Raw genomic sequence first — 239 nt, forward strand, 5'->3', positions numbered from 1 at the left:
GTTCAGGCCGGCCTGCACGCGGCGGCGCAGTTCCACGCTTTGCAGCCAGTCCAGGATGAACAGCGTGCGCTCGATGCGGCCCAGCTCGCGGAGCGCCACGGCCAGGCCGTTCTGGCGTGGGTAGCTGCCGAGCTTTCGGAGCATCAGGGAGGCCGTCACCGTGCCCTGCTTGATCGAGGTGGCCAGCCGCAGGATTTCGTCCCAATGGGCGCGGACGTGCTTGATGTTGAGCGTGCCGC

1 protein-coding gene is annotated in these 239 nt (G+C 68.2%); it reads right to left on the bottom strand.

Annotation, left to right across the window (positions count from 1 at the left end):
* Positions 1 to 239: Tn3 family transposase (locus E0D90_RS26315; protein ID WP_130800374.1), on the bottom strand; the 239-nt coding region annotated here is incomplete at both ends.

This window comes from Streptomyces otsuchiensis (genome assembly GCF_004305975.1).
Lineage (GTDB): Bacteria > Actinomycetota > Actinomycetes > Streptomycetales > Streptomycetaceae > Streptomyces > Streptomyces otsuchiensis.